Here is an 8,906-nt window from a genome sequence, read left to right as displayed (position 1 = left end):
CGCAGCGAGATCATCCCGCCGCTCCCGTGGTCTATTTTTGCACCGCCGCTTACACCAGCTTTTTGAAAAAGACAATACGATCAAAAATCTGAAGCAGAATACCCGCGCCGAAATGGCCGCAATTAGGAAGCAGTTTGAGGCAGAGAAAGCGGTTCGGGACGCAGACCATACGAAACTCCTTGCGCGATTGCAGGAAGCTGAAGATAGGGAAAGCGCCGCACGTCAGGAACTGGCAACAGTCAGCGCAGGTTATCAAGGCGTGATGCTAATAGGGCAGTCGCGCGTCTATAGTTGGATCAACCTCGTCCAAATTGCCGCCGGAGCGTTGTTCATCTTTCTTGCAGCCTCCACCGCCTTCACACTTCTTGGAGTCGAGCCGCCAGCATGGGCCAACTACGGCGCTACAGTTTTGGGTCTGTATGGCATCGTCACGGCCATCCAAGCACTTCGTGGTAGGAGTTTGTGGGGATTGTCTCATCTGTCACGTTGGCTAGGTCGAGCGGCATTTCTGAAATATTGCACCCAACGAGGTGTGCCGTTTACCGTTGCGCAGGACAGACTGACAATTGATAACGGGCGCGTCTATTTAAAGAGCACAAACGTAAAAACACTTGCGGAACCTGACGATTAGAAAATGATATTCGAGGCGCTCACACACTATCTCTGCAATCCATGAGCTCAACCCGATCCAGACTTTGCGTTTGCAGCGAAAGCCAGCAATACGAATTTCTGGCGCAGCATCGAGCGATACTCGTCAATGGCGACTCTGGGCCGCTCATGCGCAAGCAGTGTCGCGTCTTGGGAGCAGGGAAAACAATCTCACTGGACGGACATCGGTCGCAGCATGTCATCGGTGTCAAGATTGAGTGCGCTGCGCCAGAGCGGGGTCTTGAACACATGGCACACTTGCTTTCCGGCGCAGTCTTCGCGGGTCTCGATCAGCAATCCCGCCCATGCGAGCGGCCGCAGCACGCAAGATGAAAATGCGGCCATCTCTCGCCACCCCGCGGTGTGCCAATCTTGTGGCTCACCGTAGAAGGCTTCGAACAAGGCAGACTCGGTCGCGCCATGATCGGCTTCTACGTTAATCACGTTCATCCAGACGTCCCATTTTCCGAAGGGGCGATCGTCGAAACGCGAATAGGAAGCGTGGTCGATCTGGAACACAAAGTATGGAATCAACTCGGCAAACAGGCGGCCAGGGGCTTGCGCCAGTTCTGTGCCACGCTTGGTCAGCCGAAACTCACCCTTGAAGTGACGTCCCAGGCGCAGGGAGATCAGAAGATAATGTAAAACCTCGAGAGGGGGAAATTCATATTCATTGATCACCTTGTTGTAGCGGAACATCTCTTCTGCGCTTTTCCCCGACCAGTCTAAATGCTCGACGGCCCAATGGACGAAGACGCGCTTGAAAGCCTTGGTCTTAGTTAGGCCAATTGATCCGTGCTGCTGAGCATATTGCAGGGTCAGGAGAGCGCCCCGAAGCAGCGGAGAATGTGCGAGGTCGGGATGGTCATCGGCGAGAGTGCGGAATTCAATCATGTCAGCATGCTGCCAGAGACCGCGCTGCAGTTCCATGATGTCCGCATGGTGCGAATTCGCCAGTTGCAGAATTTCGCGCCTGCAGCGAATGGCCGGTTCGACCGGCCGCACCACAGCATGCCGGCTTATCGCTGAAGGGCCCGGTTGGGGCCGATCCCCCCAGTCCTCAATGGAAATCGCGGCTGGGGAATAGGCGTTTGGCTTGCTCGCGGGGGTGGTGGGCGCGGGGTGGGTAGCGTGGTGGTCGGGGGGCGTCGTCGGCTTGGGGTTGGGTGATGCCAATGGCTTCCTGCATCGGATAAGCGTGTTGGTCATAAGACGGCCTCTGATTTCAATGGGCTCTCGGGCTATTCTCGTGCGCGACAAGGTCATCAATCAGGTTGATCACCGCGCGCAGGTCAAGGCGATGGGAGGAACCTTCAAGCATCTCGGCCAAAGTTGCAATCGCGTCCTCCGACAGGCCACGCACCCTGCCCTCCCGCCGCGCGAAATGCGCCAGATGTGCGCCCGAAAGCGGCGGGACATCGACGACCCGGCAGCGGCTGAGCAGCGGCGCTGGCACGCGGCGGCGATTGTTCGAGGTCAGGATCCAGCTGATCCAGCGCATGTCGAAAGTGACCCGGAAGTAGGGGCAACTCCACGCCTGCGCGCTGAGGGGTTCGAGCATCGGCAAGAGCGCATTGCTCAGCGCAAAGCTGATACCCTTGTTTGAGCGCACTTCTCCGACCTTGTCGATCTCGTCGATCACCATGATCGGGTTGCCCACACGCTCGCGTAGAAACAGCTCGACCGGACGACCGCGATGCGCACTTCCCCAACCTTTCTGGCTGCCGGCAACCGCGAAACCGGCGGGCTCGTTCGCGGCGTCGATCAGTTCCGAAGGCGTGCCGATCAATTCCGCCAGACGCCGTGCCCAGTAGCTTTTGCCGACACCCGGCGGCCCATCAAGCAGCATCGGAGGCAAGTGTAAGGCGGGCGCTCCGATGCGCACACTCTCGCGCATCGCGTGCCAAGCCAGCGTGGTCGCCTGCGCCATCCACGGCATCTCATCGTGCAGCGTCGCTGCGATTTCGTCGGCGCGATGCTCGGTCGCGAGACGGACTATCTGCACACCGTCGCTGAGGCCGCTCAGCGTCTCTCGTGCGTCCCTGTTCAGATGCGCCAGCCCCGATGCCCGCAAGCGCCGATCTGCGAGCGCTTTTGCTCTGCGACGGATCTTATCGCCATCGCGCTGACTAGGGCTGCAGGCGCGCAACTCTTCGCTCCAGCGATCCGCCTCGCGCGCGGCTTCGAGAACCGCCGGGTCAAACCCGCGCGCCTTCCAGCGCAGCTCGCGCAGGAACGCGGTGAGTTTCTGCTCGATCTTCTGCGGTGAGGTCTCGAGATCGAAGCGCAGAGCGACAATGCGGAGAGGGGCGGACATGGCAGGCTCCTTCTGGACAGGCGGCATACGCCGCCAATGCGCCCTCGGAACGGATGTTCGTGAGGCGATGAGATGAAGAACCCGGGTTTGGAGGAAGCTTAGGTCAGCTTGGGATGGGCGCGTCAACCGCTCCAACCTGTTGGAAAACCCAGTCTGAAGCGCGAAATCCGGTCATCGCCTAACATATTGAAATAAAAGAAAACCACCGAAGGCCAAACCTTCGGTGGTCACTTTATGCTTCCGATAATGGACAAAAACCTACCGGAATGGACATTTTATGCTGCGTCCTACACCCGATAAATAATATAGTCGAAATAAATCACCCGCATTTTGAGTGGCCGCAATCGGCGCAGGTCATGCAGCCTTCGATCATGCGCATTGCATAGGCGCCGCAGCTGGGGCAGGCGCGGGCGCGCGGGGGCTCGCCGACGGCCATGCGCTCGGCGTGGGGGTCGGATTTCAGGCCCATGCCTTCGCCTTCGATGAAATTGATCGAGATCAGGTGCCGCTCGATCACGCCGCCGATTGCCGCCAGAATTGACGGGATATAGCGCCCTTCCATCCAGGCGCCGCCGCGCGGGTCGAACACCGCTTTCAGCTCTTCCACAACGAAGGACACATCCCCCCCACGGCGGAACACAGCCGAAATCATCCGCGTCAGCGCCACCGTCCAGGCGAAATGCTCCATGTTCTTCGAGTTGATGAACACCTCGAACGGGCGGCGGTGGCCGGCTTGGATGATGTCGTTGACGGTAATGTAGATCGCGTGTTCAGATCCGGGCCATTTCAGCTTGTAGGTGCTGCCTTCCAGCGCGGCGGGGCGGTCCAATGGCTCGGTCAGGTAGACGACTTCGGCGCCGGTATCGGCCTCGGGCGCCTTGTCAGCGGCCTGCGATACCGACAACACCGAGCCGGTCACGTCATTGGGGCGGTAGGTTGTGCAGCCTTTGCACCCCTGATCCCAGGCCGCCATATAGACCTGCTGGAAATCATCAAAGCTGATGTCCTCGGGGCAGTTGATGGTCTTTGAGATCGAGCTGTCGATCCATTTTTGGGCCGCGGCCTGCATCCGCACATGATCAAGCGGCGCCAGCGTCTGGGCGTTGACGAAATAATCCGGCAGGGCCTTGTCTCCGAACTTTTCGCGCCACATCTGCACGGCGTAATCAACCACCTCTTCTTCGGTGCGCGAGCCATCCTTTTGCAAGACCTTGCGGGTATAGGCATAGGCAAAGACCGGCTCTATCCCCGAGCTGACATTGCCCGCATAAAGCGAAATCGTGCCGGTAGGCGCGATCGAGGTCAGCAGTGCGTTACGGATACCGTGGGTGCGGATCGCCTCGCGCACGTCCTCGTCCATCTGCATCATATTACCGCTGGCAAGGTATTTTTCAGCGTCAAACAGCGGGAAGGCACCCTTTTCGCGGGCCAGATCGACCGAGGCCAGATAGGCCGCGCGGGCAATCGCCTTCATCCAGGCTTCGGTCTGCGCCGCTGCCTCGGGGGCGCCATAGCGAAGGCCCAGCATCAAGAGCGCGTCGGCCAGACCTGTGACGCCCAGCCCGATACGGCGCTTGTTGCGCGCCTCTTCTTCCTGTTGCGGCAGCGGGAAGCGGCTTGCGTCAACCACATTGTCCATCATCCGGACCGACAGCCGCACCAGCGCCTCAAGCGCCTCGGGGTCAAGGGCGGCGCCAGCCTCGAAGGGGTGGGTGACAAGACGGGCCAGGTTGATGCTGCCCAAAAGGCAGGCGCCGTAGGGCGGCAACGGCTGTTCGCCGCAGGGGTTGGTCGCGGCGATCTGTTCGATATAGGAGAGGTTGTTGGCGGCATTGATCCGGTCGATGAAAATCACCCCCGGTTCCGCAAAATCATAGGTTGCCCGCATGATCCGGTTCCACAGATCGCGGGCGTTCAGCGTCTGAAAAACCTTACCGCCGAAAGTCAGATCCCAGGGGCCATCGGCCTTGACCGCCTCCATGAAGGGATCGGTTATCAGCACCGACAGGTTGAACATCCGCAGGCGGGCGGCGTCTTGCTTGGCGGTGATGAACGCCTCGATGTCGGGGTGATCGCAGCGCATCGTGGCCATCATCGCGCCCCGGCGCGACCCTGCCGACATAATCGTGCGGCACATCGCGTCCCACACATCCATAAAGCTGAGCGGCCCCGACGCATCTGCGGCAACGCCCTTCACCTCGGCCCCGCGCGGGCGGATGGTGGAAAAGTCATAGCCGATACCGCCACCCTGCTGCATGGTCAGCGCGGCTTCCTTCAGCATGTCAAAAATGCCCCCCATGCTATCGGGGATGGTGCCCATGACAAAGCAGTTAAAGAGCGTGACCGACCGGCCGGTGCCCGCCCCGGCCGTGATCCGCCCGGCAGGCAGGTATTTGAAATCTTCAAGCGCCGAATAGAATCGCCCCTCCCACAGGGTCGGATCGGCCTCCACCTCAGCCAGGGATCGCGCGATGCGCCGCCAGCTGTCTTCGACCGTCTGGTCGATCGGCGTGCCATCAGCCTCTTTGAAACGGTATTTCATATCCCAGATCTGTTCGGCAATCGGGGCGGAAAATCTGGTCATCTGGCGGTCCTTTAAGGCTGGCGTGGCAGGTGGAAAGAGGAAAAAGATACGCCCCCGCAAACTTGCGGTCAACGGATTGCACCCCTGTGCCCACGCATTATATAGCAGTGTCTGGGGGTGCCCTATGGCCGATGTTGTTCACTTGATCAAGCTATGTGTTGGTGCCGAGCGGGTCGAAGACCTGATTGAATGGCAAGACCAGCGTTTTGGCGGCGGCATCGCCGAACACGTCACCCGCATGTGGCCCAAACGCGAAGCTGACATTCTGGCCGGTGGTTCGCTTTACTGGGTGTTCAAGGGCATTACGCTGGCACGCCAACGCATCGTGGCGCTGGAGGAACGCATCGGCAGTGACGGTATCCGCCGCTGCGCCCTGCGCCTTGACCCTGAGGTGATCCGCACCGAGGCGATGCCGAGGCGCCCGTTTCAGGGCTGGCGTTACCTTGCCGCCGCGGATGCCCCACGCGACCTGCCCAAAGGCCGCGACACCGAAGAGGTGCTGCCGCGCGATCTGATGTCGGCCCTGTCGGAAATTGGCCTGCGCTAACCTGATGGCCTGTCAAAGCGCGGGGGCGGCAAGCCCCAGCGTGGCGCAAAAACGGGTCAGATCAGCCTTGGCGCCATTCGTCCAATCGGCGTCGCGGGCGGCAAACAGCGTAGCCTGGCTTTGATGCACAAGGGCGTCTGCCAGAATTTTCAGGTGATTGGCCCGCAGCGTTTCCCCAGATGAGGTAATATCGGCAATCGCCTCGGCGGTCAGGTTTTTCACGGTGCCTTCGGTAGCGCCTTGGCTATCGACAAGCTGATAATCGGCCACGCCCTGCGCTTGCAGGAATTCGCGCACAAGGCGGTGGTATTTCGTGGCGATCCGCAGACGGTGACCGTGGTTATGGCGAAAGGCGCTGGCGGCTGCGTCCAGATCCTCCAGCGTATCAACATCAGCCCAGGCGGTGGGCACAGCGATAATCAGATCCGCATGACCAAAACCCAAAGGCGCAAGTTCGGCCACCTGACACGACCAGTCCGCCAGCTTGTCGCGCACAAGGTCGGACCCGGTGACCCCCAGATGAATGCGCCCTGCCGAAAGCTCGCGCGGGATTTCACCGGCCGACAGGAGCACAAGTTCAACCCCGTCGGCACCATCCACCGCCCCGGCATATTCGCGTTCAGACCCGGTGCGGCGCAGACGCACACCGCGCGCGGCAAACCAGTCAAAGGTCTGCTCCATCAAGCGGCCCTTCGAGGGAACCCCGAGCTTCAACATCAGACAAGCCCCCCCAAATCGGCCACCAGCCCCGGCCGGATCACCCCGCCTACAGCCGGGATTGAGCGCCCCTGCCCCAACACCGCCGTCAGCGCGTCATAGCGCCCGCCCGATGCCACGGGCGGCAAGGCAGGATCAGCGGCGGTAAAGGAAAAAACAAAACCGTCATAGTATTCCAATGTCGTGCGGCCATGGCTTGCATCAAAAATCACCGCCGCCAGATCAACACCGCGGGCGGTAAGCGCCGCTAGACGGCGGCCAAGGCGGGCAACAGCGGGCGCAATGCTGGGCATGGTCGCGGCCAGATCCTGCAACCGCGTCAGCGCCTGCGGTGCCGGCGCCTTGATGGCAAAAAGCTGATCCAATAGCGCAACATCCCGGGCGGCAATCGGTTCGGCTTCGGCATCGGCCTTCAGCGCGGCAATACGGGCCTGCATTTCGTCCTTGCTGCGCAGCCCGACCCAAGGGGCCTTGGCGACCGGATCGCCCCGCAGCAGCGCAGCCCGTGTGGGCGGCACTGGGGTCACGCCTGCGTAGCGGTTCAGCAACGCCTGAAAGCGCATCGGCCGCCAGATATGACGCAGCAGCGCCGCCTTGCGCGCCGAAAGCGTGTCAAGGCCGCGCACCGCATCCATCAGTAGGCCAATATCACCAATCGCGGCGCTCAGACGCAACGGGGCCAGAAGCTGCGAAAACCGGGCAAAGACCTCGGCATCGGCGGCCTCGGGGTCGGTGCGGTCAAAGACCTCGAACCCGGCCTGAAAATACTCGGCAACGCGGGCGCTGCCGCGGTGGTCCTGCTTTCGAAACACCTCGCCCAGATAGCAATAGCGCGCCGGCTCCGCGCCCTCGGCCATATGCGCCTGCACCACCGGCACGGTAAAATCAGGGCGCAGCATCATTTCGCCGCGCAGCGGGTCCGCAGTAACATAGGCGCGGCCCCGGATATCTTCGCCGTAAAGGTCAAGCAGCACATCGGCGGGCTGCAAGATGTCGGCCTCAACCTCGATTGCGCCAAAGTCACGGAACGCGGCAAGGATGACGCCTCCGGTGGCGCGGGCGGCGGCCTTGGTGGCCATTACTGCGCCCCCAGCAGACGCTTGACCTCGGCCACCAGATCGGCGCGGTTGACCTCAAATTGCGCGGGCTGGGCTTTCCATTCCTCAAGGCTGGCTTCGGCAGCGATGCGCGCCCCAAGGATCAGGTCTTTCAGTTGCACCACGCCGCGCGTAGCCTCATCCCCGCCCTGGATCACGGCAATCGGTGCGCCGCGTTTGTCGGCGTATTTCAACTGGTTGCCAAATTGTTTGGGGTTACCCAGATAGACCTCGGCCCGGATCCCGGCGGCGCGCAGCTCATTCGCCATCGCCATGTAATCGGCCATCCGGTCACGGTCCATCACCGTCACCACAACCGGGCCCGCGACCTCGCCCGAGGTGCGGCCCTTGGCGCGCAAAGCGGCCAGCAAACGGTCCACCCCGATCGAGACGCCAGTGGCAGGCACGGCCTGCCCGGTAAAACGCTTGACCAGATCGTCATAGCGCCCGCCCCCGGCGACCGACCCGAATGAACGTTTGCGGCCCTTTTCGTCCAAGATTTCAAAGGTCAGCTCCGCCTCGAACACGGGGCCCGTATAATAGCCAAGGCCGCGCACCACGGAAGGGTCAATGATGATGCGGTCCGGGCCGTAGCCTTGGGCCGCAAGAAGCGAGGCAATGGTTTCCAGCTCGGCCACGCCTTCAAGCCCAAGTGACGAGTCACCGGCAAGTTCGCGCAGCCGGGCACAGGTTTCGCCCCCGTTCGCACGCCTGGCATCCATAAAACCCATCACCGTATCGGCCTGTGCGTCCGTAAGCCCGGCACCTTTGGTAAAGTCGCCTGACTCGTCCTTGCGGCCCGCACCAAGCAAGGCCCGCACGCCCTCGTCGCCCAGCCGGTCGAATTTGTCGATCGCCCGCAGCACGATGCCGCGTTCATCCTCAAACCGCGACGGATCGGACGGATCGAACACGCCGACCACTTCCATCACGCCATTCAACACCTTGCGGTTATTGACCCGCACCACATAGTCGCCGCGCGGGATGCCCACAGCC

At 61.4% G+C, this 8,906-nt stretch carries 8 protein-coding genes; 2 read left to right on the top strand and 6 right to left on the bottom strand.

Features of this window, described 5'->3' with window-relative positions; genetic code table 11:
• A partial coding sequence (locus ACM62R_RS04960) for a hypothetical protein (protein WP_415182952.1) occupies nt 1–631 on the top strand: 631 nt, incomplete at its 5' end.
• A gap of 188 nt (nt 632–819) precedes the next feature.
• Here the strand turns inward: ACM62R_RS04960 and ACM62R_RS04955 are convergent.
• The 3 genes from ACM62R_RS04955 to ACM62R_RS04945 form a co-directional block, all read right to left on the bottom strand.
• The gene (locus ACM62R_RS04955) at nt 820–1,542 is read right to left on the bottom strand and encodes a hypothetical protein (protein WP_415182954.1); all 723 of its coding nucleotides are present in this window, start codon (nt 1,540–1,542) and stop codon (nt 820–822) included.
• A gap of 331 nt (nt 1,543–1,873) precedes the next feature.
• Nucleotides 1,874–2,965: an AAA family ATPase gene (locus ACM62R_RS04950; RefSeq protein ID WP_415182951.1), complete on the bottom strand. Its 1,092-nt coding sequence runs from the start codon at nt 2,963–2,965 to the stop codon at nt 1,874–1,876.
• Nucleotides 2,966–3,284: 319 nt separating this feature from the next.
• Nucleotides 3,285–5,549, bottom strand: coding sequence for an adenosylcobalamin-dependent ribonucleoside-diphosphate reductase (locus ACM62R_RS04945; protein ID WP_415182950.1), 2,265 nt, complete (start codon nt 5,547–5,549; stop codon nt 3,285–3,287).
• A gap of 124 nt (nt 5,550–5,673) precedes the next feature.
• Between ACM62R_RS04945 and ACM62R_RS04940 the strand changes: the two genes are divergently transcribed.
• Nucleotides 5,674–6,096 (top strand): DUF1489 family protein, encoded by a 423-nt coding sequence (locus ACM62R_RS04940; RefSeq protein ID WP_415182949.1) that lies wholly within the window; start codon nt 5,674–5,676, stop codon nt 6,094–6,096.
• A gap of 12 nt (nt 6,097–6,108) precedes the next feature.
• On the opposite strand, the gene hisG is transcribed toward ACM62R_RS04940, so the two are convergent.
• The 3 genes from hisG to ACM62R_RS04925 form a co-directional block, all read right to left on the bottom strand.
• Entirely contained in the window at nt 6,109–6,816 is a 708-nt protein-coding gene (hisG, locus tag ACM62R_RS04935) for an ATP phosphoribosyltransferase (RefSeq protein ID WP_415182953.1), read from the bottom strand.
• A complete protein-coding gene (locus ACM62R_RS04930) occupies nt 6,813–7,892 on the bottom strand; it encodes an ATP phosphoribosyltransferase regulatory subunit (protein ID WP_415182948.1) in 1,080 nt (359 codons plus the stop codon). The genes hisG and ACM62R_RS04930 overlap by 4 nt, the downstream gene beginning before the upstream one ends.
• On the bottom strand, nt 7,892–8,906 hold a 1,015-nt coding region (locus ACM62R_RS04925), incomplete at its 5' end, for an ATP phosphoribosyltransferase regulatory subunit (RefSeq protein ID WP_415182947.1). The genes ACM62R_RS04925 and ACM62R_RS04930, both read right to left, overlap by 1 nt.

Origin of the sequence: Phaeovulum sp. (genome assembly GCF_047638075.1) — a bacterium.
GTDB lineage: Bacteria > Pseudomonadota > Alphaproteobacteria > Rhodobacterales > Rhodobacteraceae > UBA6197.
This window is presented reverse-complemented; position numbering and strand designations above follow the sequence as displayed.

Coding starts and splice junctions, on each gene's coding strand:
- ACM62R_RS04955 (WP_415182954.1), bottom strand. CDS start 1,542: ATGATTGAATTCCGCACTCTCGCCGATGACCATCCCGACCTCGCACAT.
- ACM62R_RS04945 (WP_415182950.1), bottom strand. CDS start 5,549: ATGACCAGATTTTCCGCCCCGATTGCCGAACAGATCTGGGATATGAAA.
- ACM62R_RS04950 (WP_415182951.1), bottom strand. CDS start 2,965: ATGTCCGCCCCTCTCCGCATTGTCGCTCTGCGCTTCGATCTCGAGACC.
- ACM62R_RS04940 (WP_415182949.1), top strand. CDS start 5,674: ATGGCCGATGTTGTTCACTTGATCAAGCTATGTGTTGGTGCCGAGCGG.
- ACM62R_RS04930 (WP_415182948.1), bottom strand. CDS start 7,892: ATGGCCACCAAGGCCGCCGCCCGCGCCACCGGAGGCGTCATCCTTGCC.